Origin of the sequence: Asticcacaulis sp. SL142 (assembly GCF_026625745.1) — a bacterium.
Classification (GTDB): Bacteria; Pseudomonadota; Alphaproteobacteria; order Caulobacterales; family Caulobacteraceae; genus Asticcacaulis.
On sequence record NZ_CP113061.1, the window covers coordinates 2,402,207 to 2,425,961 of the forward strand.

Here is a 23,755-nt window from a genome sequence, read left to right on the forward strand (position 1 = left end):
AGGGGCCCTATAACCTGTTGATCCATTCCCTGAGCACCGCATTGACGATGGTCAGCTTGGCAAAACTCCAGGAGGCGGCGGCCCCCTGAGTGGATTGCTCGATATCTTCTATCATCTGACGGGCCGGATCAATAAGCGCTTTGTGCGCCTCAGCCCAATCGGCCAGTTGCGCCGCGGGATGGTCAAGCGCCGGACCACTTCCTAAAATCGCCGCCACAACGCTTTTGTGCTCCGCCAGCAGGTCTTCGGTCAGGCGGCGCAGGGCCATGCGGTCCCACGGATCGGCGCTGAACAGCTCATTCGCCCCGGCCCGCAGGCGATCAAAGCCAAACCGCTCACCGGCCAGATAATAGAGCCGCGCCACCGCCTTAAGGTCAAAGCCATGCTTTACCGACAGGTCGATAATATCCGTAGCGCTGGTGAACGAGCGCAGATAGGCGATCCGGCCCGCCAGGGCTTCATCCGCACCCGCCGCTTTGAGGCGCTCAAGTCGGCGCGCGACATTGCCGCTGTCATACACACTGATCAGATCAGGCCCATGGGCCAACAATTCAGAGACACCGGCCTGATAATCTGAGACCAACTCATCAACCGCCTTACCTTCTGTGCCGAACCGACGCGCCAGCCAGTAGGTTTGCCGGCGCAGGAACAGGGCGATTTCCTGATAGAGCGCGGTCTGGGCCGACGCCGGAATGATATTATCCAGCGCCGAGACCTGATCCCACAAGGCATTAAGGCCAAACAGCCGCCGCGCCCCTTCAAAGGCCAGCACAAACGTCTTCGCATCGACACCGGCGGATTTCATCAGCCGGGCCGGGAAGCTGGCACCGGTCATATTGACGATATCGTTGGCCAGAACCGTACTGATGATTTCCCGCTTCAGACGGTGGCCGTTGATTTCAGCGACATAGCCATGCAGGGCGTGCGGGAAATAATCGATCAGCATCCGCTCAAAGGCCGCATCATCAGGCGCCGATGAGGCCACAATATCATCAAACAAAACGATCTTGGCATAGGCGGTCGTGACCGCCAGTTCCGGCCGGAACAGCCCCTGGGACTGGGCCTTACGGGCTTCCAGCGCCGCATTGGACGGCAGGCCCTCGACCTTGCGATCCAGTTTCCCGCGTTTTTCAAGCCCCGACATGAACATCTGGGCCGCGCCATTATCGGCAAAGGCGCTGGCTTCCTGCAGGGTCAGGGCCAGGGTCTGGCGGTAATTATGCTGCAACACATGGGCTGCAACATCATCGGTCATCGAAGCCAGCAGTGCATCGCGCTCCGGCATGGTCATACGGCCATTGGTGACCAGTGAGCCCAGCAGAATCTTGATATTGACCTCATGGTCGGAGCAATCGACGCCCGCCGAATTATCAATCGCGTCGGTATTGAGCCGCACCCCGTTTTGCGCCGCCGCGATCCGGCCGGCCTGGGTCATGCCAAGATTAGCCCCCTCCCCGATCACCTTAACCCTCAGGTCGGTGGCATCGATGCGGATGGCGTCATTGGCCTTATCACCGACCTCAAGATGGGACTGGGCCGGGGCTTTGATATAGGTGCCAATGCCGCCGAAATAGAGCAGTTCGGTCTCGGCCTTAAGGATGGCTTGCATCAGATCGAACGGAGAGACCGCATCGGCCTCGATCCCCAGCAGGGCCTTGATTTCCGGCGTCAGGTCGATCGATTTCAGGCCGCGCGAAAAGATGCCGCCGCCTGACGAGATCAGGGATTTATCATAGTCCTGCCAGGAGGAACGCGGCAGGGCAAACAGCCGTTCCCGCTCGGCAAACGAAACCGCCACATCCGGATTGGGATCAATGAAAATATCACGGTGATCGAAGGCCGCGACCAGCTTGGTCTGGCGCGACAGCAACAGGCCATTGCCGAACACATCGCCCGACATGTCGCCCACACCCACGACGGTGAACGGTTCAGACTGAATGTCTTTGCCCAATTCGCGGAAGTGGCGCTTAACCGCCTCCCACGCTCCGCGCGCGGTAATGCCCATCGCCTTGTGGTCATAGCCGACGCTGCCGCCCGAGGCAAAGGCATCGCCCAGCCAGAAGCCGTAATCGGCTGACACGCCATTGGCGATATCCGAAAACGTCGCCGTGCCTTTGTCGGCGGCCACCACCAGATAGGGGTCGGGCTCATCCCACATGACGACCGAGGCCGTATGCACAATCTCACCCTTGGGGCCGATATTGTCGGTCAGGTCGAGCAGTCCCGACAGGAAGGTTTTATAGGCGCGAATGGCCTCATTGCGGATGGCATCGGGCGTGCCGCCCTTGGGCAGGGATTTAGGGAAGAACCCGCCCTTGGAGCCGACCGGCACAATGACGGCGTTCTTGACCTGTTGCGCCTTAACGAGGCCCAGCACTTCGGTACGGAAATCATCCTTGCGGTCGGACCAGCGCAGCCCCCCGCGCGCCACCGGCCCGAACCGGAGATGAATACCATTGACATCCGGCGACCAGACAAAGATTTCGCGGAACGGCTTGGGGTCGGGCAGGTCGATCAGGTCACGGCTTTTGACCTTGAACGAGATATAGGTTTTCGGCTGGCCATCGTTATTCAACTGATAATAGTTGGTGCGCACCATAGCCCCGATCAGGGCCGCCAGACGGCGCAGCACACGGTCTTGCTCAAAATTGGATACGGTTTGCAGCAGGGTATCGATGCGCGTTCTGGCCGCCTCAACCTCGGTTGTGCGGGCCGTAACATCACCGCTTGCGGGATCAAATTTCAGCTCAAAATAGCGCCACAGGGCTTCGGTCACGTCGCGGTTTTCACGCAAGGCCTGCTGCTGCACCCCGGGCGACGGATCAAGGCCCGATTGCTGGCGGTAGAGGCACAAGGCGCGCAGCAAGGCGGTCTGACGCCAATCCGCCCCCGTCACCAGCAGGGCGTTAAAGCCATCGTTTTCGGTCAGCCCCTGCCACAGGGCCAAGGCCCCCTGCTCAAAGCGCTGCTTGAAGGCAGCGAAATCCGTGATCTTTGTCGGCGAATGGACGATGAATTCGTGTACCCAGAAATAGGTCTTACCGTCCGGCCCGTCGACAATGACCTCGCTACCGTCTTCTTCGAGGGTTTTCAGGCCCATATTGTCAAGGATCGGCAGGATATCCGACAGGGCAATGGCCGTGCGGGCGCGCTGATAAAGCTTAAAGGCAAACTGGGTTTCTGAATCCTCCAGCCGCTGATAGGCGCGCAAATTGAGCGGCGATGACGCCTCCAGCCGCGACAGATACCAGATGTCCTTAACGGCTTCATAAGGGTCATAACGCTCCTGATAGCCGCTCGGTAAGGCCCGCGCCCAGGCATGCCAGCGGATATCGCCTGGAAAGGCGTCCAGCCCCAATAGGGTTTGCGGGTCACCGTCGTGAACCAGAGCCTCAACCTTTTGCGGCCACGCCCGCGTCAGGTTTTCGATATCGGTTTCAAGGTCGGACACCGACGGATCGAAATGATCGCCCGGCGTCACGCCGATAATGTAGTGCAGGCACGACAGCAAACTGTCGCTGACATAGGGATAAACCGCCGACACGCGCCCCATAAAGGCATCGGCCAGACGCGTCCCGATTTTTTGGTGCAGGACGACCTGATAAAGCTCACGCGGGATGTATACCAGCACAGAGATAAAGCGGTCAAACGGATCAGGGCGGGTAAATATCCGCACCCGCGGCCGGTCCGACAGGTGCAATATACCGCGCGAAATGCGCAGCAAATCCGCCGCCTCCATCTGGAACAGTTCATCGCGCGGATAGGTCTCAATGATGTTTTTCAGGCGCTTATCGGCATAGCCGCCGTTATTGAAGCCAATGACCTTGGATTGGGTCAGGACATAATCGGCCTTTTTGCGGATCAGCGGCACTTCGAATGCCGGACGATCATAAGCCTCAGAGGTGAACAGGCCGACAAAACGCACTTCACCGGACGGTTTGCCATCCTCGCCATACCGCTTGATGCCAATATAGTCCATGTAAACCCGGCGGTGGACGCGGGATTTAAGATTGGCCTTGGCCACCGTCACTGGCTCAGAGTTTTCAAGCTGATTGAGAATTTGCGCGCTTAGAACCGCTGGCTCCGATGAGCGGCGCAGGATCGGACGGTCGGCATCACGCAAAATGCCAAAGCCTTCCTGCAGCAGGTTAAGCGGCCCCTCCTGCGTATAACCGCCATCGGCGTCACGCGGATAGACATAGCCCTTGGCGCCTAAGAAGACGAAGTGGTTGTTTTGCACCCAGCGCAGAAAGGCCAGGTTTTCATCCAGTATGGCCGGATCGATTTTAGCGTTTAAACCCTCCAGCGCCTCGATTTCATGGGCCAGCAACTTGAGCATACGCGGGAAATCCAGCACCGCCAGCCTCAGATCATTCAGGGTCTTATCGACCCCCTCCAGAATCCGGCCATGAACCTCCGTCGGCTGGCGCTCGACAAACACCATGATCATCGATTCTTTGCCAGATTCGCCTTCAACCCGGCGGCCCGTATCGTCGCGGTCAACCGCCACGACCGGATGGAACATCGAACGGATCGACACGCCCTGATCGATCAGCTCGCCCATCAGGCTTTCGACGATGAAGGGCGCATCCGACTGAATGACGCTTAAAATATCATAGCCGCCCGCCGCCGTAAGACGGGTCAGCACCTGATTGCCGCCTTCGCGGACATCGCCCATGGCCCAGAATTCGGCCAGATGGTGCGCCAGATCAGCGGGGGCGAGATCGGACAGTTCTTCCGGATCGTAATCCTCAACAATCTGGTGGACAAAGGCACTTTGCGCCGGGATAAGCTGCTCAGGCGGCACGCCAAGGGCCGCAGCAAAGGCGGCGATCAGTGCAGGCCCTGCTCCGCCCTCATCCAGCCTGGCTTCATCCTGTCCAGTCGTTGCGGGGCGGCGGAGGGCATTGTCGTCCATATTCGGTCTGCCTTAAGTCAAATCAGAGGGCGTTTGGCGCGGGATGATGATCCACATTTCTTAACAAAACAATCCCCTAAGACCCATCACCCAGACCGTGCGCCGTTCACATCTACTTCACCGGCTCGACTATCGGCTGGCTTGCCTGTTCGGCCCCGACACCCAGATGATTCAGGATATCTGAGATGCGCGCCGTCACGAACCGGATCGACGAATCGGCGACACCATAGGGGATCATGATCCACTCACCCGCCCGCATACCGCCGCAGGTATAGACCACGTTCGGCACATAGCCTTCGCGGGTTTCCTCATCCGGCGACAGCAAGGGCACGGTTGAGCGCGCAATGACCTTGCGCGGGTCGTGCCTGTCAAGCAGGGCCGCCGCCAGCGAATAGCGCCGCATGGCCCCGACGCCGTGGGTCAGCAACAGCCAGCCCTCGTCCAGTTCGATCGGTGAGCCGCAATTACCCATCTGCACCAGTTCCCACGGATAGACCGGCTCAATGAACCGGTCGCCATAGTTCCACACCGTCAGGTCATCGCTCTCCAGGAAATACAGGCTTTCGTGATCAAGACGGCCAATGGCGGCGTAACGGCCATTGATCTTACGCGGGAACAGCGCCAGCCCCTTATGGCGGGCGGCCTCACCGCGAAACGGCGACAGGCGGAAGGTCATGAAATCATCGGTTTCAAACAGCTCACACCCGATCTCACGCCCGGAATAGGCGGTGTAACTGCCGACATAGGTCGAGCGGCCATTCTCATCTTGAAAATGCACCATGCGCAGGTCTTCAATCCCGTTGGCCTGAGCGCGGGTGATCGGAAAAATCACGGTCGAGGAAATATTACAGGCGGCATGACGGCGCAGTTCCACCGGCCCGTCCGCACCAAAATCCCTGGCCGGAGAGGCGGCGACCACAAAATCGCTTTCGTCCTTAAGCTCGATATTGCCGTCGGTACTCAGCACACCCTCACGGAAGGAGATGGTCGAAATATGTCCTTCGCCCACCGTCCGCAGCGACATGATAAAGCGCACATGGCCTTCCGCCATGGCCGACTGATCCGGGTGCGGCACAACCGACGGGTTCATGACGGCGGCGGCTTCAAAACTGTACTCATGGGAAAAATAGGCCCCGATCAGCGCCCGGTGATCGTCATCCAGATTATCCATACCGCCGATCAGTTGCTGAATCTGATTGAAGCGGTCGATGAAGATTTCACGGGTTTGCCAGTGCCGGCCCTGAAAGTCGCGGTTCACATTGGCCAGCTCCGCCTGACACTGCTCCCGCGTCAGGCTGACAAGCTGGTTGCAAATCCGGTGAGCACGCGATGCGCTGCCCTGCGCCGACCCGGTCGGCTGCACCGAGATTGAGAACGGACGCAAGACGACGCGCTCAGGATTGGCCGTCAGCACGATCGGGCTGTGGTTAAGATTGGTCATTGGTTGTCCCCGTACTGTGTTCACTTAAAGGTTGGCCATCATGGCAGTCCAGCTCAGGTGATAGGCCAAAAGTGACTCCGCCCCCTGATTCTGGTTGCAGCCTTCCGGCGTCAGGCCGTCAAAGCAGCCGCCATCCGCAGTAATCAGCGACAGGCCGTGATCGTTTTCGCCGTGGAACCACGCAAACGCCCGAAACGCTTCGTCCTTCCAGCGCGTATCCTGTGTTACCCGCCACGCTGTCAGGCAGGCATTGAGGGTCGCCTGCACCTCCAGCGACTGCTGATCAAATAGCGCCACGGTCTGGCCGCCCTGATCAAAGCGCGAGGTCGGCACGGGTCGAAAATGACCGCCTTTGCTGCAGGTCTGCTGCGCCATCAGCCACGACAGAGCCTCCGTCCCCTCATCAATCAGGCTTTGATCGCTTAAGGTTTCGCCGGCCAGAATAAGCCCTTCCGGCAGGCGGGCATTGTCATAACTCAAGGTAGGCTCAAACCATGCATGACTACCGTTGCTATGGTCGCTTAGACCGTTGCGCAGCAACCGGCTCAGTTCACGGATGCGGGCGCGGATATCGCCTTCATCCCCGACTTGGCCAAGGGCGCGCGACAGCACCCGGATCAGTATGGCGCGCGAGCGCTGCGACGTCCAGTTTTCGCTCTGAGGGATAACGCGCTGCGCCAGTTCCTTGGCCCATAACCTTAAGTCATCAGGCAGGTTTGAGCGCACCGTGTCGATCAGGGACTCCAGCGTGCGCGCACAGCAATCGTCCGATCCGCCGTCATCCAGCCAGTGACGGCCATAGTCCATGAAGTTGCGGAACCGCTCACCCGTCCAGGCGTGATTGACAAAGGCGGCGTAGGTATAGGCCAGCCGGTCACGGGTCGCACTTTCTTCGACCCACCCCGATTGCAGGGCGATCAGCGACAAAGCGCGGCAATTATCATCGGTGCAGTAGCCATGGTTGCGATCGGCCAGCCGGAACTTGCCGTGCTGAAAAATGCCGCAGTCATCGCTCATGCGCTCAATGGCTTCCCACGACGGCGGATGGGTCAGGTAATCGCGGGGGCGCTCAGGCTTTATGGGCACGCCTGCGATGTTTCCGGCCGCGATCTTTCCGGTGTCTATATCGGCGGCGGCGCGGTTGACATAAGAGTCCGCAACCGCACTCCAGCGCGACGGGCGGGCATAGTCATAGGCGCGCTGAGACATGGCGGCGCGATGCTCGTCCGAGGTCAGAAGGTTGGAGATTTCGCGCGCAAAGGTCGCGCTGTCTTCAAACGGGCAGATGATCCCAACCCCGTCCGCCAGCGCCTCTGCCGCATGCCAGTACGGCGTCGACACCACCGGGCGGCCCAGCGCCAGTGCGTAACTTAAGGTCCCCGACGTGATCTGGGTTTCGGTCAGATAGGGTGTCACATAGATATCGGTCGCCTGAAGAATATCGATCAGTTCGGCATCATCCATAAAGCGGTTCACAGAGACGATGTGATCCTCAACACCCAACTGCCGCGCCATATCCATCAAGCCCTCACGATAGGCTTCGCCCTGAGCGGCCACCAGATGCGGATGGGTGGCACCTACGATCAGATAACTTAAGTCCGGCGTGCTATCGAGAATATCCGGCAAGGCCCTGATGATGGTCTCTATGCCTTTGTTAGGCGACAAAAGGCCAAAGGTCATAAGGGTTTTTTGCCCGCCCACGCCGAACACTTCTTTAAATCGCTCCGTATCCCCCAGCGGGCGCGACGGCGCGCCATGCGGGACCACAAGGATCTGGGCATCGGGCACCTTATAGACCTCGCGCAGGATTTTCGCCCCGCGCTCGGCCATGGTGATCAAGGTCGATGATACGCGGATCAGCGCCGCCATGACGCGCTTCTGGTCGTCATTGGGCGTTTCCAACACCGTATGCAGGGTCGTCACCACTGGCATATTCAGGCGCTCAAGACATTCGATCAGGTATTCTCCGGCCGGGCCGCCGAAAATGCCAAACTCATGCTGCACGAACATCACATCGATACCGTCCGCATTAAGGCTTGCCGCCAGACGGCGATAGGCCTCCGGGTCGTTCTGCGCAATCTGGTCGGTGACCACGTCCGGATAGTCATAGGCACCATTCGGATCATTCATGGCAATCACCCGCCAGCCGGCCTTGGGTAAGGCGCGCGACAGGCAGGCATACATATCGCGGGTAAAGGTCGCCAGCCCGCACATACGCGGCGGAAAATTACCCATAATGGCCGCGCGGCGGATTTTAGGGGCAGACTGCGCCCGTTGGCTGGATTGCGGTGCCACCACCGGTAAATCAGCTATTTCAAAGGCCATATCCGATGACCCCACTCCCACAGTCTGTTCTTGCAGCATGATCCGACCTCAAATATGAAATGAACGCGCACCTCCACCGGCTGACAAACCGGGTTTGTCAGGTAAAATTCCAGTATCTTGAAGTAGGGTCCGGCGTAAATACGCCGCCTTTAACCGCAAACAACTTAGTAACGGTGGCTGGCACAAATTGTACGTTTAATACCTGTGCTATTTCCCATAAGAAAGCCATGGTAATTATAAAAATCAACCGTCAGGAACGCATTAAGACCTTAAAACACCGTCTGTTCACGATGTTTTGAGCCGGCAGGGGCTCGCCCCTGCACCCGTAACGTGATGCAGACGGACAAGTCGGCGCCTTTTTCTCCTCCCTATCGAGCCTTGGGCGAAGATGGGGGGGGTGGATCGGCGCGTGAGCGACGAGACGGAGGGGTACAGCGCCGCCCTGGTGTCCACCACCGCTCATGGGTATAAGGTCTGTGCACTGGCACTGTCTGCGCCGCCACCTCCGTCTGCTGCGCTACGCTTGCAGCCACCTCCCCATGCCTATGGCACGGGGAGGAGAAGAGAACTTATCCCCTCAGTTCGCAATTCCCCCCATGCTTAGGGGATGACATCCGACCCGCACACAGCTGAACGCTACACGCCGCAAGAGCGGCGCGCGCGTCTGCGGGCCTTTGCCGACCGGATGCTGGAGCGGTTGGGCGATCTGCCGTCGCCGGGCGATGTACCGGAACTGGAGCAAATGACGCGCACGGGCCTATTGATAGAGCGCATCTACGCCCGCGTCGATGCGTCAGAGCGCACGGAATCTAAACAACTCACCCCCGAAGAGGTCGCCCGCAGCCGCGAAGAGCTCGGCCTGAAGCTGGCGGCTTTGCGCGAAAACCATGAGACGGTGTGCGCGAAACTGGCCCCAAAACTCCGCCCCAAAATCGAGCCTGTTTCGGAGGCGCAAACCCTCACACCCGATGAGCTGATCACGCGCATCAAGGGCCTTGATTTGTCGGAACCCGATTTTGGTTCTGAGATTAATGACGACCTTGATGATGATCTGTTGGACGAGGCAGAGGAGGCGCCGAAATGCCCGCCGCGTCTCGATCCGAAAACCGGCCTGTTGTGGCTGGATGAGCGGACGATTCTGGCCACGCAGCATCCGCCGTGGTTTGAGGCCGAAGGCGGCGAGATGTACTGGCGCGTCGCCCGCGGTGAGGTCAAGCTGGTCCTGCCGGAAAGTGTTCCGAGTGTCATCACCGACAGCAGTTAAGTCCCAAAAGTTCGCAAGGCCCCCCTCTGTCACTTCGTGACATCTCCCCCGGTACACCGGGGGAGTATAAGAAAATTATACCTCCCCGGCGCGCCGGGGAGGGGGACCGCTTTGCGTAGCAAAGGGGTGGTGGGGGCTCTTCCAACCACCCGTAACCCTCAGCCCTTCACGCGGTCAATCAACGCCATGGCCGCCGCCGGATTAAGCACCTTATGGCCGCTGATGACAAAGGCATAGACATCGCGACCCTTGCTATCGGTCGTGCGCTCAACCGCGTCGAGATCATCCGGCACCTTCCCGGCGGCATAGGTTTTCAGCCGCGTCGCCCAGGCATCAAGTTCGGCCTCGCTATAGCCTTTCGCCTCGCCTTCCCGCGTACCCATCAGACGCAAATAGACAAACGGCGCGGTCACATCGGCGATTTGCGGAAACTCCGAGTCCGCCGCCGTGATCACCGCGACGCCGTAGTGGCGCGCCATCTGCACAAATTCCGCGCAGCGAAAGCTGTCATGGCGGACCTCAACCGCGTGCGTCAGATCGATGCCGTCATGACGTTTGGGCAATAGTTTCAGGAACCCCTCGAAATCCACCGGGTCGAACTTTTTGGTGGCCATGAACTGCCAGTTGATCGGCCCCAGTTTGTGCTTAAGCTCAGTGATGCCAGAGGTGATGAACTTTTCGATCGACTCACCCGCTTCGCTCAGCACGCGCCGGTTGGTGGTGTAGCGCGACCCTTTGAGCGTAAAGACAAAATCCTCCGACGTCTCTTCAAACCATTTGATGTAGGACGCCGGTTTCATAGACCCATAATAGGTGCCGTTGACCTCAATCGCCGTCATCTGGCGTGCGGCATATTCCAGTTCACGCTTCTGGGCCAGACCGTCAGGATAAAACGGCCCGCGCCAGTCCTCATAGGTCCAGCCACCAATGCCAATGCGGATTGTTCCGGTCATGATGCGTATCCTGCTGATGATGTGTAAGGATACGGTGGCTGGTGCCGTTCGTAAAGCGGGCGCTAATCGATCAGAGCCGCATCGGTCAGCATCAGCCCGATCAACTGGGTCAGATCATCGTCGCCAAAGGGTTTGGGCAGTTGCGCATCAATACCCATCTGGCGGCTCATGCTTAAGGCCCGCGCCCCGCTGATCCGGCCCTCAACCCCGGCCGACATGGCCACCACCTGAATGTGCGGAAAGGTCTGTTTGATACGGTGCATACCGCGCAGACCGCCGGTGCCGCGCATGATGACCTCACACAGCACCAGATCGACATGGACCATATCGACGCGCTCAACGGCACTATCGACATCGGCAAAATCACTGACGCGGTAGCCGCCCGTCTCCAGAACCCGCCGGATGTGCGCCCTTATCCCGGCATTACCGTCGATAACCACAACGTGTTTACGTGGCACAGCCTGTCCCGGTACGGCAAAACAGGTCTCAAAAATGTGACAGACATGGTTCGGCGCGAACGGTTTACGCAGGACAAAGTCCGCCGCCGTCTGGCGCGCCCGGTTCAGCGTCGTCTCTGTGGCCTCATGGCCGCCCCCCGCCGTCATCAGGATCAGAGGCGCCCCTTTGGTAAAGGTTTTCATGCGGGTGACATGGGCAAGCGCGTCATAGGCGCCCACAAACACGTCCAGAAACAGCGCCTGAATAGTCCGTCCGCGGGCTTTTCGGGCGCTCAGCACATCATAGGCTTCCTGCAGGGTCGGGCAATGCCGACAGGCCCAGCCCTGAGCCTCGATCATGCGCGATATGATGTGCGCCTGCGCCAGGCTATCCTCAACAATAAGCGCTTCCGGTATGCCGGCTGTATCCTCTGGTCTGTTTAACGACGCCATTCATTGCCTCCTCATGCGTACATTGGTAGACACGGGCGGGGGGCTATGGGTTAAATGCGTGATCACAAACGCACCTGATTCGACATACGGTGTGTATAGAACCTGTGAGGTGTGGGGGGTAAGCTTTGGACGGCCAGGTTGATCGCAGCGGCGTTGCGCACATAATTCACGAAGCCCGCGAACTTAGTGTCCACCCTGAGTTTGACACGGCCCTGATCGAATATACCTCTGATCTTATTCAGTTTCGCAAAAGCCAGCGCCACCTCAATAAGATTATTGCCCAGCAGCACAGGTTCAGAATTATCGGGTATCTGCTGCACCGGCACGCGGTGAAATGGCTTAACGACCAGCGCGGCGGCGTAACCTATACTGAGTTAGCTCAGGCCTGCGCCACCTATGACAGCAGCCCCCGCCACCTTAAGACCATGCTGGGGCTGATGCAGGTGGTCGGCTTTGTTAAGGTCGAGCGTGATCCTGATGATAACCGGCGTAAATTCTATGTGCCGACCGATCGTCTTATGCGATTTGTTCGTAAGCGGGTGATGTGCGCCGCCATCAGCCTTGATATTCTGCACCCACGTCTGCGCTGCAGCCAGATTCTGATGGAAGATAAAATGGCTGTTGTCCGGCTGTGGGCCACGGGCGGTTTTGAGTTTGCCCTAGGCCCCGCTATGAATGAGGCCCTGCCGGTGTTTTTTCCGTTCTTCCGCGGACGGGAAGGGGGTGCGCCCCTGACATTTGCCCTTATGTACGCTCACTTTAACGGTTGTGAGTGCCCCAGCCGCTCAGCGATTGCCGCGCAGTTCGGGTTGTCGAAAACCCAGGTCACAAATCTGGTTCACGAAGGCGCTGAGTTAGGGCTTTTCACGCTTGATGCCAAGGGTGCGCCTTCGCCCACAACGCTAATGCACGAGAGCTACCGGCAACTGGTGTCGATTGAACTGGCGTTCTTTGCCCGCCACATCAGGGGGTTTCCCTCAGCCTAAGCGGGGCTCCGTCCCCTTGGCCGCGCCGCTGGTGGCGGCTGAGCGGAGTGATTCAATTGAAATCATTCCGCTCTAGTTATAATCAACCGGAATGGGCAGATACATCAGATAGTATTCGAGCAGACCCGACACCTTATAGGGTTCGGTTGCATAGATATACCCATAGGCCGCCACCGCCATAACGATCACACTCACTAGGGCCAATGTCACAATCTGCGCCAGACTAAACCTGCGGCCTGATGTCGTATCACGGCCCATATCGGTTTGAATAATCTCGGTCGGACTGGTGCGAAAAGCGCCGAAATCAATGCCCAGATCGCACTCACTGATCACACGGCTACGCACCCGGTCATTCGTCCCGCGAAACAGAGACCCTGAGACGATGTCGCTAAAACGCCCGAAGCCCAGGCCATTAAGCGGGCTGTCGATATCGGCGCGGTCGATGCTGAGGTCGTGCTTCATGATCAAACTCCGGTCACCACAAATACTGATGACCATTGTCCTACGGCCCGTGCCTGAAATTCTATATGGGTTTATGGTGATGACTTTATAAGAAAGCGGTAATATCGCCTTCGCTGCCGCAGTGGACAAACACCCTAAGGTGTGGCCACTATCGCAAAGGTGTAACTTTACACAGAGCCTGCGAGCTGCCGATGATCCCGTCTTACGGTTTAAGCCTGACCCACAGCCTGCTGGAACATCTGGGGCAGGCCATTGTCATGGGTGCCTATGACGCCACGCCATTTCCGACCGAGGCGGATATCTGCACCCGCAACCACACCAGCCGCACCGTAACCCGTGAAGCGCTAAAGATGTTGACCGCCAAGGGGCTGTTGAGTGCGCGCCCGCGGCTGGGCACCAAGGTCGAACCACTCAGCCGCTGGAACCTGCTCGACCCGCAGGTGCTGCGCTGGCTGACGCGGCGCCCCCTGACGCCCGAACTTATCCTTGAGTTCAATCAGGTGCGTTTGGCTTTTGAGCCGATGGCGGCGCAACTGGCGGCCCGTCACGCCGGACAGGGACGCGACCCGGCGGCCTTACAGAGCATCAAACAAAGCCTCGACCTGATGATCCGCCATCACAATGACCGGGCCTTAAGCATCCGTCACGACATCGAATTCCACGGCCACATCCTGGAGGCGTCGGGCAATCCGTTTTACCGCCAGTTACGCCCCCTGATCGATACGGCGCTGACCCTGTCGATCAGCCTGACCAGCCTGGCGCGCGAGCCGTCCGACAGTCACAATGACCATGTGCGCGTGTACACTCTGATTGAGGCCGGTGACGGTGCGGCCGCCGAAGCCCTGATGCGCGATCTGATCACCAAGGCGATCGCCGTGATTATTGAGGAAACCCCGAGTCTGTCCAGACGAACCTCTTAAGGTTGGGGCAGACCGCGATTATAGAGGGTCGCGGGGCCGACATCGACAGTCTGGGCCTGACCGGCCAGATAAACAACCAGATTGGCCTCACCGGCCTTAAAGTCGTGAGGGGCAATGCCGGTGACGGTAAATTCCTGCCATTGGGGCGTCAGGATGAGATGAAGCACCTGCATGGAGGTATACGGAGAGCGCGCGTTCTGAAGCTTTAAGGTCGCCCGGCCGGTATCTTGTCCTTGCGTTGCGCGATCCAGCCGCAGCCACACCCGCCCTTCGATGCGGTCGCCACGCTGGATTGGCTTTGCGGTGTTGGTATGAACCAGCACATTCCACGGGTCATGACCAGCCTTAGGCACCTTAACACGGAGCGCCCGGTGGCCCGGCACAGCCGGCACCACAATCTCTTCCCGCTCCACCAGCGGAAAGTCGAACACATTATGAAAGAAGGTCCACGGCACCGTTTGGGTTGAGGCAATGACATCAGGGGCTGCAGTTTCCGGCATGTCCACCACAGCCTGAGCGCCCTTGCCCAGACTCCAGATATTCAGACAGATAACCACCCAAAGCGGCAGTAACCACCACAAAGGCAGCGCTCGGTTATCAATAACCGCGACCGTCATATCAATTGCCCCTGAATAATACTCAGCCCGTAATGAAATTAACGCATCATTAACCCTTTGAAACACGCTACAAAAAATAACCTATACGGGCATAATATGCCCGTACAGCCTTTTATTTGGTTAACTGGTATGATGATTTATCACGTTTGGTTTCAATAGAAATTTGTCTTTATTATCAGCCGATAAGCTAACCTGACCCACTGATCCGTGACTTGACATTATACCGTTTCAGCCCAAAACTTTGTGATCACATTTATTGAGGCTTACCATGTCATCCAAAGCCGCCGACCTCATGGCCCGCCGCCACTCAGCCGTTGCGCGCGGCATTGGTCACGCCACCTCGATTTTCGCTTCTCGCGCCGAAAATGCCGAACTGTGGGACGTAGATGGACGCCGCTATATCGACTTTGCGGGCGGGATCGCGGTCTTAAATACCGGCCATCGTCACCCGAAGGTACAGGCCGCCGTTCTGGCCCAGCTTGACGCCTATACCCACACCGCGTTTCAGGTCGCCCCCTATGAGCCCTATATCGCGCTGGCCGAAAAGCTGAACGCGCTCGCCCCCATCGGCGGGCCGGCCAAAAGCGCCTTTCTGACGACAGGTGCCGAAGCGGTCGAAAACGCCATCAAGATCGCCCGCGCCTATACCGGCCGGGATGGGGTGATCGCCTTTAGCGGCGGCTTTCATGGCCGCACCGCCCTGACCTCGGCGCTTACGGGCAAGGTTGTGCCCTACAAGAAAGGGTTGGGCCCGTCTCAGGCGGGGGTCTATCACGTTCCGTTCCCGACCGAAGCGGGCGGCATCACCGTTGAAGACAGCCTGAAAATCCTGTCCTATCTGTTCAAGGCCGATATTGACCCTTCGGCGGTCGCAGCCATTATCATTGAGCCGATGCAGGGTGAAGGCGGGTTCCTGATCACGCCGCCTGAACTGATGCGGGCCTTGCGCAAACTGTGTGACGACCACGGTATTGTTCTGATCGCCGATGAGGTTCAGACCGGCTTTGGGCGCACAGGTAAGATGTTCGCCATGGAAAACTATGACGTCAAACCCGACCTGATCACTATGGCCAAGTCACTGGCGGGCGGCTATCCGCTGTCCGGCGTGGTGGGTAAGGCCGCCATTATGGATGCGCCGGAGCTGGGTGGCCTTGGCGGCACTTATGGCGGTAATCCGGTCGCCTGTGCCGCAGCTCTGGCCGTGCTTGAGGTGATTGAGACGGAAAACCTGCTCGACGCCGCCAACCGTCAGGGGGCGTTTTTTCTGGCCCGGCTGCACGCGTTGTCTCAGCGTAATGATATTGTGCCGATCAGTGCGGTGCGCGGCTTAGGGGCCATGGTCGCCTTTGATATCGTGTCTGAGCGCGGCAGCTTTACCCCCGATGCCGCCACGACTAAGGCGGTGACCACGAAGGCGCAAGGTCTGGGCCTGATCCTGCTGTCGTGCGGGGTTTACGGCAATACCATCCGTCTGCTGGCACCGCTTACCGCATCCGAGGCCATCATCGCCGAAGGGTTTGATCTGATGACCGAAGCGTTGAAATTATAACTGAAAATAATTCGCAAAATCAATAACTTCGGTCTTATCCATTCTTTGCAGGCGTGAGCGGTTCCGCCATATCGTCCTTATCCCCATCCCGACATTATCTCGGCGGCAAGCGGGGCTTAAAACGAGGATACGGACATGGATATTTACGGCTATCTCAAAAAAGACCACCGCAAGGTTGCTAATCTGATGGAGCAGGTGGTGGCGTCACCGACGGCCAGTGAGCGCGAACAGTTGTTTCAGCAGATCAAGATGGAACTGACCCTGCACGCCGACACGGAAGAAAAGACCTTTTATCAGGCGGTGCTTGACGCCACCCGCGCTAAGTCGGTTGAGGAAAAGATGGAACATGCCGATCATGAGCATGACGAAATCCGTGAATTCCTCGATAAACTCAGCGGCCTGTCGGCGGACAGTTCCGAATGGCTGATCCACTTCGGCGAGCTTAAGCACTCGGTCGAACATCACGTCGAAGAAGAAGAGGGCGAGATTTTCGAAAAGGCCAAAAAGTACCTGAGCGACACTCAGGCCAAGGATCTGGCCAAGGCAATGGACGCGCTCAAGAAACAGCAGATGAAAACCATGCCTCAGCCCGAACCGGCCATGTAGTGAAAAAGCCGCCGAACCTGTATTCGGCGGCTTTTCTGTTCTTTAACGTCTGACAGGTCACGCCGAAGAAATGTGGCCCTCAAGGCCGATCCGCCGCAAAGAGTCGTAGCTGCCGTCCACCACGGTGCACCGCCCACGGAAGAAAGCATTTTCACACCTCCCACGCCCCGCAGCCCCGCACATCCAGCGAGCGAGCCACATCGTATCTCCCTGGATAACAAACATTACTATAGGCCGAGCCGTTGTGAACCTTAGTTGAGCGCAACCGTTATCCCACCAAAATCACGTCAGGCAGGGCAAGTTAAGTCACTGCGCTGCGCATTTTATCGGCTTTGTGAAGCGCTATCACGAAAAGAACCGCTTTCAGCTCAATATCTATAAGGGCTGAACGTCCGCGCTTTTACGCCGAAACCAAAAAGCGTTCCTGAAGTGACATGTCCAAATCCACAGACATCCATCCCCGCCCTTATCACCGAATCATTTGAACGAGTTTGGCCGCTGATTCGCCAAAACTGATTCAAAAAACCGCCCCTATCCTCAGACCTTCGATACATCAGGAACGTCTATCGGCACATCGGGAACACATCCCCGGTACTTCGGGAACACCTGCCTTGATACATCAGGAACAAAAACCCGGTACATCAGGAACCGGACGTTTTACGAAATCCTTGGTTTTCAAGGCTTTTTACATACCCGCACGGCTCTTAACTTATCTAACTCTATCTATAACCCCTCTAACGAGGTGTTTGATTTATTAGATATTTTTTGAAGTCAAAATGACCCCTATGAGTGGAGCGCGCGGGCTTATTAACTAAGGGTTTACCATTGTAAAATTCGTGTTACCTTATCTGGGCCTGAGGGGATCAGGGCAGGGGCCGGGCGTGAAACCCCGGAAGGGATGTGACATTACACAGGGGCAAGAGATTACTCGATAGCATTATGAAGCCGGCCTTATGGGTTCTCCGGTTATTCAAAGGCTTGCCTCTGGTGCGGATAATTCTGGCCAGTCTCGTTTTCACCTTAGGGGCCCTTCTGGTCTCTAAGCTCAATATTTTGGGTTTGGATTCCGAGTCCAAGCGCAAAAGCGAAGAGATTTACCAGCGTCTGCTGGCGAACCAGTATCAACCTGACAAAGAGGGGGCACCAGTTAGTGTGGTTTATCTCGACGATGCCTATGCCAACAGCATGTATGACTATGGCTCGATCCGGTACTGGCCGCCTTCATATACGGATTATGCCAATATTCTGACCCAGCTAACGACTGGCCTTCATACGGATAAAGCCGGCAAGAGCCACGATATTAAACCGAAGGCGGTATTTTTAGATTTCATCTTCACGGGCAGTCTGGTTGAACTAGACAGAGAAAAGGCCGGTTGCGAGCCCTTAGAAGGCATGAATTATGAAGCCATCCATTGCGGTCAGTTCAGGTTATTAGAAGCCATTGAGGAGGCCACCAACTATAGCGCGTGGGGATCGCTACCTGAATGTCAGATGTCACCCGTTAACAAAATTGAATGTATAACTGATGCTGGGGGAATACCGGTCATTCTAGGCCGGGTCACGCCGGAGATCACCAACCGCTGGACGCCTTTCCAAAGTCAACTGGCCTTACGCAGTGTCATGTCGACGGTTACGGTTAATCCCCGTGAATACCCAACGCTTAGGTGGGAGGGCGAGCATAGCGAGCGCGGTGTCGCTCATTATGATCTCTCACCCGCCAGTGCTTTGTTCGCTGCTCATTGTCTGTCCAGAGGGACCAGCCCGGACGAAAAATGCGCCGCACTGGTAAACAGACTGGAACTGCCGGACCCGGCTCCTGATCTCAGTTTTAAGTCTGAGGACATCAAAGAATTTACGCCGGAGCATATCCCTTGGCCTGCGGCGTTCTATAACTCGCAAAGCGTTGTGTGGGGCGCGGGGTTGAAACCCTTCGCAAAAACTGCTGAACCCGCAGACGACGGTATAGCTTTGCAGCATATTATCAATCGGGCCTCTCGGGTTACACCAGTCTGTGCGGAGAGACATTTGTGGAGACAGATCGATACGGCTCTGAGGAACCACTCTGAGACTACGGAAACGGCGTGTCTGCATAGCTTAAATGCTCCATATCACGATGTGGCCGGGGTTTTGCCCAGCGAGTTAGTTCACAAGCTGCTACACAACCGCCTGGTTCTAGTTGGCATTAAGGATGTTGCTGGCGCCGACTGGATACTAAGTCCCGTACACGGAAATGTACCAGGTGTGTTCCTGCACGCCATGGCCCTGGATAACCTTATCAAATGGGGACCTGGTTACCGTCAGATTAGCGGCGGTGTTTTCGACAAAAGCGATTTTATTGAAACGGGCCTTTTGTGGGCATTGCTTATTCTAGGTACGGTTGGGCTGTGTTTTCACAAAAGGCAAAATCTGAACAAAAACGACAGCGAGATTGCGACCGAAAGCATCAATGTCACTACGGTTGAGGCTCACGCTGAATATGTTTCCGCGGCAGGGGTGGAGCGTGAAAGCATAACCTTGATAAAGGTGCGGGTTGAAAAAATAAGTTGGTGGCTGCGGTTTATAGAATTTATCCAACGCACCAACATAATTTTATACCTGACTATGTTTCTGTTTAGCGTTTCATTGCTGTGGCTGGCACTATTTTGTGCTCAGAATATAGGTGCTCCGGAGCCGATCAACTGGTTAGGTGTTTATCAGACCTCTATCGGCTTTGGCATATTCCAGATGCGAAAAGAGATTGCCGCGTCTGTGTCGGACGGCCTGAAGAGCATATCTCAATTAAAGCCTTTGATCCTGCATCTGGAAGGGGTGCAGCGTTGGTTCAATCTGGACTCAATTACTGAGAAATTCGCCAAGATCGAAGCGGCTAAATTGAAGCCGACCCAGACTTTGGATGACCGTTAATTTCCCGATCAAGCATAAACCGATTCAAGCCTAGGAGATCATGATGAAACAGTGTCTTATTGTGTGTCTGAGTGCTTTAGTTCTGGCATCTACATTAGCGACTTCGGCAACGGCTGAGGATTTTATTACCGGATGGAGGGTCGCGAAGATCAAGCTTTTCGATAAGGAGGGCAAATTCATAGATAATGTGGATATTAAAGAGGATTTAAAGCTGCAAAAGGATAAGCGCAGGCTGCCACATCTGCAAGCCCAGGTCGTTGATCGGGCTGAACCTGCGCTGCTCGGTATAAAGAATAATGACGACAAGACCATCTACGTCATGCAGGCGCAGGTAATGTGGACCGGCAGTGTCTGCCCTACGGGTTATGTTACGGCAGCGGTAGCGTCCGGTCAGCAAAACGCCGGTCACAATGCCGGCAGTTCCTCTGGCTCAGGCGGATGTAAGCCATCGACCGGAGGGCCCAGATGACGCACCTGGCCATTGTGAAGAGGGGGCGGGTTGGCGCCACATCCCTGATCGCTCTGATGATGATCGCGGCGTCAGGGGCCGACGCGCAAATGACACCGGCGGCTCAAGCGGCCTATGGCTGCGGGCCGGTGCCCAAGTCACGGTTAAGCCTGCCCAGCATGGGGGGGCTGAAATACGCGGTCGATGGCAAAAAGGGCAAATTCATCTGCCAGATTGCCGCGCAGGATCTTAAGCCCGAACCGATGAGCGACCCAACCCTTAAGGCCGGTTTCAGCGCCATGAACCGGGTCGAGTATCAGGATCGCCGGCTGAACATGGTTGAGACCCGCAAATCGTTGCAGCAGATGCTGGACCGGATTTCGGCGCAATGGCCCTATCCTAAGCCGGAAGGGGTGACCATCCATATCGCGGGCACCGGGGCGTACCGGGCCGAAGCGCTGGCGGACAACAGCATTAAGGTGCATCTGGGGCTGCTGGTCGGGGCCACAAGTGAGGACGAGGTAGCGTTTATTCTGGCGCACGAATATGCTCACCTGGCGCTTAAACACCTGCGCCGCAACGGTGAGATCGCCAAGCGCAACGCCATGCTGTCCAAGCTTTCGGACGCCTATTATTTTGCGTCCAAGGTCTCAAAACAGGAATGGTCGGAGACAAGCCAGACCCTGACCATCAGCAGTCAGGATAAGATTAAGCTGGTCTCGGCCCAGCAGCGGGCCGGGGACTCTTCGGCGCAGATCCGTATGATGCTGGACGTTGCGGTATATCCTGTGGTCGCCAAGGCCAATGAGGACGAGGCCGATGCCATAGGCTTTGATCTGGCGGCCAAGGCGGGCTACGATGCCGAAGGCGGGGCGGGTAAGGCGTTTCAGACCATAGCCGAGGTTGAGGGCCGGGAACGAAAACTGTTTGAAGCGCTGGGCGATTCCGTCGAAACCTCCCTGATGGAAGTGTCCGCCGTTCAGGCCAAGTCGCTGCAGGCCTCGGCGGCGACGGATGCGAATTTCCTGCAAAAGATAAATCTGTCCTCGGTTTGGAACGATGTGAACCGGACTGTCCGCAAAGGGGTCACCGAAACCGTCAAAAAAGCCATGAAAGCCCAGCACCGTGACCCGGAGGTGCGCCTGAAAGAACTGACCGAATATATCGAAGAAGCTTACGGCGGCACTGATCTGCCCAAACCGGCCGATTGGCTCACCGTCGTTAAGGGCCGCAAGGAATTTAAAGACGCCGAAACCGCCGTTTTGGCTGTCGATGAAAGCATTGCTGCCCGGCAGGCCGGTGACATCAAGGCCGCGCGACGGGCGGTTAACCGGGCCGCTTTGACGCCCTATAAAACCTCCACCATGGTGCAAAATGAACTGGCGCGGGTGCTGACGGCGGAGGGTAATCTAAAGCTGGCCAGTACCATTTTCACCGCCGCCCATAAGCTGCCGTTTCAGTCGGGCGCGGCCTATCAGGATCACGTTGATATTCTGGTGACCCTCAAATCGTGGCCGCAGGCCAAGGCGGTTGCCGATATGGGCAGTAATGCGTTTAACGATCGCAAACCCTTCCTGCCGACCTATGTTCTGGTGGGCTTTACGACCGGCCAGCAGGACGCGGCGGTGGCTGATCTGAACCTGTGCATCGATACCGAAATCCCGCAGCTCAAAATGGCCTGCGTCAATAATGCGCCGGTGCCGGGCCAGCCGGCCTTTGCCCGCTTGAGTGCCACCAATCAGGAAGCTGTCCTGCGGGCCCATGCGCGGTTAAATAATAAATCCGCCATAGAGCAGGGGGCAACGACCGTTAAGGGCTGGTTTGGCGGGTTGGGGACGTAAGCCCTAAAATGTTACACCTATGCAGCATTTAAAGCGGTCAGGTGCAAATGTTACACCTGCGTAGCTTATTGTTAATGGGGACGCCCTATGATACACCTGCGTATCACGGAGCAGGGCATGGCGTTGACAACCGCAGAACAGAGACTGGCGCAGGCGTTTGGTAAGGCCATCAAGGCCCGACGTAAGGCGCTGGGCTATACGCAGGATGATCTGGCCGGTCTGATCGGCGTTAACCGGCGGTTCATCAGCGAGCTGGAACGCGGTAAGGGCACCAGCTATCTGGCGCCCGCCTTAGCGGCGGCGGAAGCCCTCGGCATGCGGATTGATACTCTGTTTGCACCGGCCGGGGCGTCGTCCGCCCTGCCGCCCTTGTGAGCCGACCCGCCATGAAACTGTTTTATGAGCGCTATCTTGTGGGCGAGATCATTACCGGTGAGGCCGCGCCGGGGTTTAGCTATGCGCGCGACTGGCTGGCACAGCCGGGGGCGTTTCCCATCTCAACGACTTTGCCGCTGCGGGCTGAACCCTATCCATGGGAAGTGGTCGCGCCGTGGTTGATCAATCTGCTGCCGGAAGACAGCGACGCCCTGCGGATGATGGCCCGGCTTTTGGATGTGCCGTATACGGACATTCTGGGGCTGCTGGCCCGCATCGGGCGCGACACGTCGGGGGCGATCTCCTTTGGCGAGCGGGGGGCGACGGGCGGCGAGGCGCGCGCAATTGGCTCAGAGGCCGACCTTGAGCGCGTCATTAATGAACTGCCGCAAAAGCCGTTTCTGGCCGGTGAGGACGGGGTGTCGATGTCGCTGGCCGGCGTGCAGACCAAGCTGGCCGTACGGCTAACGGGTGAGGGGGCGGTGGCCATTCCCCTCAATGGCGCGGCGTCCAGCCATATCCTGAAACCCGACAGCCCGCGCCTGCCCGGCGGGGTGCATAATGAGGCCCTGTGTCTGACCCTGGCTGGGATGGTGGGCTTGCGCGCCCCCAAGGTCACGACCGGTCGGGCGGGTGCGCGGACTTATCTGCTGGTCGAACGCTATGACCGCCTGACGCAAGGCGACCATCTGCGCCGTCTGCATCAGGAGGATTTCTGTCAGGCTCTGGGCCTGCCGCCCTCGGCCAAGTATCAGCACGACCATACAACTGACACGAAAGGCAGTTTTGCGGCCATGATGGACCGCCTGCGCGCCATCGGCGGCGGGGCCGATGTGCTGCGGCTATGGGACATGCTGGTGTTCAATGTGCTGTGCTGCAATACCGATGCGCACCTGAAAAACTATTCGGTGCTGATCCGCGCTGAGGGGGTGGAACTGGCCCCCATCTATGATGTGATGTGCGCGAAAGTCTTTGACGGGATTACTGAAAATCTGGCGCTCGATGTCGGGGGCAAACGGCGCGGCGACTATATCGAGGGCCACCACTGGGCGCGGGAAGCCGATACCTGCGGCCTGTCGTCAAAGCTGGCCCTTGAGCGGGTGCGGGTTCTGGCCGGGGCGGTCACCGATCAGTTACCGGCGGCCATCGCGGCCGTCGAAGCCCTGCCCGCTGGGGGTCATAGGGGGCTGAACCGGGTCGTTGAGGCGATCACGCGCCGGTGCAGCCTGATTGTGCGCGCACTGGAAAGATAGGGG

The 23,755-nt window shown here is 57.7% G+C and carries 17 protein-coding genes; 10 read left to right on the top strand and 7 right to left on the bottom strand.

From position 1 onward, the window contains the following. Nucleotides 1-7: 7 nt before the first annotated feature. From OVA03_RS10900 to OVA03_RS10910, 3 genes are all read right to left on the bottom strand, one after another. Nucleotides 8-4,918 (bottom strand): NAD-glutamate dehydrogenase, encoded by a 4,911-nt coding sequence (locus OVA03_RS10900; protein WP_267524479.1) that lies wholly within the window; start codon nt 4,916-4,918, stop codon nt 8-10. Nucleotides 4,919-5,030: 112 nt separating this feature from the next. Next, a complete protein-coding gene (locus OVA03_RS10905) occupies nt 5,031-6,359 on the bottom strand; it encodes a glycoside hydrolase family 130 protein (RefSeq protein ID WP_267524481.1) in 1,329 nt (442 codons plus the stop codon). Nucleotides 6,360-6,383: 24 nt separating this feature from the next. After that, on the bottom strand, nt 6,384-8,723 hold the full coding sequence (locus OVA03_RS10910; protein WP_267524483.1) for a glycosyltransferase family 4 protein: 2,340 nt from the start codon (nt 8,721-8,723) through the stop codon (nt 6,384-6,386). A 568-nt stretch (nt 8,724-9,291) separates the two neighbouring features. Between OVA03_RS10910 and OVA03_RS10915 the strand changes: the two genes are divergently transcribed. Further along, nucleotides 9,292-9,948, top strand: coding sequence for a hypothetical protein (locus tag OVA03_RS10915; protein ID WP_267524485.1), 657 nt, complete (start codon nt 9,292-9,294; stop codon nt 9,946-9,948). Between the two features lie 158 nt (nt 9,949-10,106). Here the strand turns inward: OVA03_RS10915 and OVA03_RS10920 are convergent, their stop codons facing one another. Beyond that, nucleotides 10,107-10,901, bottom strand: a complete 795-nt coding sequence (locus OVA03_RS10920) for a DUF72 domain-containing protein (protein ID WP_267524487.1) — start codon at nt 10,899-10,901, stop codon at nt 10,107-10,109. Nucleotides 10,902-10,963: 62 nt separating this feature from the next. Next, nucleotides 10,964-11,791, bottom strand: a complete 828-nt coding sequence (locus OVA03_RS10925) for a response regulator (protein ID WP_267524488.1) — start codon at nt 11,789-11,791, stop codon at nt 10,964-10,966. A gap of 125 nt (nt 11,792-11,916) precedes the next feature. Here OVA03_RS10925 and OVA03_RS10930 point away from each other — a divergent pair, with 125 nt between their 5' ends. Then, nucleotides 11,917-12,777 carry a hypothetical protein gene (locus OVA03_RS10930; RefSeq protein WP_267524489.1) on the top strand — a complete coding sequence of 287 codons (861 nt, stop codon included), beginning with the start codon at nt 11,917-11,919 and terminating at the stop codon, nt 12,775-12,777. 72 nt (nt 12,778-12,849) lie between these two features. Here the strand turns inward: OVA03_RS10930 and OVA03_RS10935 are convergent, their stop codons facing one another. After that, a complete protein-coding gene (locus OVA03_RS10935) occupies nt 12,850-13,239 on the bottom strand; it encodes a hypothetical protein (RefSeq protein WP_267524491.1) in 390 nt (129 codons plus the stop codon). Nucleotides 13,240-13,430: 191 nt separating this feature from the next. On the opposite strand from OVA03_RS10935, the gene OVA03_RS10940 reads away from it, so the two are divergent. Further along, a complete protein-coding gene (locus tag OVA03_RS10940) occupies nt 13,431-14,159 on the top strand; it encodes a FadR/GntR family transcriptional regulator (RefSeq protein WP_267524493.1) in 729 nt (242 codons plus the stop codon). Here OVA03_RS10940 and OVA03_RS10945 read toward each other — a convergent pair. Then, complete coding sequence (locus tag OVA03_RS10945; RefSeq protein WP_267524495.1) at nt 14,156-14,776, bottom strand: hypothetical protein; 621 nt, start codon at nt 14,774-14,776, stop codon at nt 14,156-14,158. The genes OVA03_RS10940 and OVA03_RS10945 overlap by 4 nt on opposite strands. A gap of 268 nt (nt 14,777-15,044) precedes the next feature. Here OVA03_RS10945 and gabT point away from each other — a divergent pair, with 268 nt between their 5' ends. The 7 genes from gabT (at nt 15,045) to OVA03_RS10980 (ending at nt 23,752) form a co-directional block, all read left to right on the top strand. Next, nucleotides 15,045-16,325 (top strand): 4-aminobutyrate--2-oxoglutarate transaminase, encoded by a 1,281-nt coding sequence (gene gabT / locus OVA03_RS10950; protein ID WP_267524497.1) that lies wholly within the window; start codon nt 15,045-15,047, stop codon nt 16,323-16,325. Nucleotides 16,326-16,460: 135 nt separating this feature from the next. Continuing rightward, nucleotides 16,461-16,931, top strand: coding sequence for a hemerythrin domain-containing protein (locus OVA03_RS10955; RefSeq protein ID WP_267524499.1), 471 nt, complete (start codon nt 16,461-16,463; stop codon nt 16,929-16,931). Between the two features lie 987 nt (nt 16,932-17,918). Further along, nucleotides 17,919-19,835, top strand: coding sequence for a CHASE2 domain-containing protein (locus OVA03_RS10960; protein WP_267524501.1), 1,917 nt, complete (start codon nt 17,919-17,921; stop codon nt 19,833-19,835). A 40-nt stretch (nt 19,836-19,875) separates the two neighbouring features. Beyond that, nucleotides 19,876-20,304, top strand: coding sequence for a hypothetical protein (locus tag OVA03_RS10965; protein WP_267524503.1), 429 nt, complete (start codon nt 19,876-19,878; stop codon nt 20,302-20,304). Further along, a complete protein-coding gene (locus tag OVA03_RS10970; RefSeq protein WP_267524505.1) occupies nt 20,301-22,124 on the top strand; it encodes a M48 family metalloprotease in 1,824 nt (607 codons plus the stop codon). Before OVA03_RS10965 ends, OVA03_RS10970 begins: the two co-directional genes overlap by 4 nt. Before the next feature lie 87 nt (nt 22,125-22,211). Further along, nucleotides 22,212-22,499, top strand: coding sequence for a helix-turn-helix domain-containing protein (locus OVA03_RS10975; RefSeq protein ID WP_267524507.1), 288 nt, complete (start codon nt 22,212-22,214; stop codon nt 22,497-22,499). A gap of 11 nt (nt 22,500-22,510) precedes the next feature. Continuing rightward, complete coding sequence (locus tag OVA03_RS10980; RefSeq protein WP_267524509.1) at nt 22,511-23,752, top strand: type II toxin-antitoxin system HipA family toxin; 1,242 nt, start codon at nt 22,511-22,513, stop codon at nt 23,750-23,752. The last annotated feature ends 3 nt before the right edge of the window (nt 23,753-23,755 follow it).